The sequence below is a fragment of the Enterobacter sp. PTB genome, from assembly GCF_051130085.1.
Lineage (GTDB): Bacteria > Pseudomonadota > Gammaproteobacteria > Enterobacterales > Enterobacteriaceae > Enterobacter > Enterobacter ludwigii.
The window spans coordinates 1-217 of sequence record NZ_JBDKEE010000218.1 but is presented as its reverse complement, the minus strand read 5'-3'; the positions used below and the strand labels follow the sequence as shown (position 1 = coordinate 217).

The window sequence follows — 217 nt, the reverse complement described above, 5'->3', positions numbered from 1 at the left end:
ATATTACCGATGCCATAATGCAGGATGGATTGTTATTGTCCTCATCGGTGAAAAAATTCTCGCTATACGTATGCGCCAGTTCCCGAAGCTTTTCCGCTGTAACAGCGGCATGGAATACATCATCTGAAATATCATTGCCGCTTCCCGTTTTTTTTGGGGGGATATTCCTTGCTAATTCCTCAATATAAGCGCAAGTCATTTCGCGGGTTTTATCGAA

Annotated in this window: 1 pseudogene; it reads right to left on the bottom strand. The window is 42.9% G+C overall.

The features are described 5' to 3' along the window. Positions 1–217: pseudogene (locus AAIR21_RS28300) on the bottom strand (hypothetical protein); the annotation flags it as partial.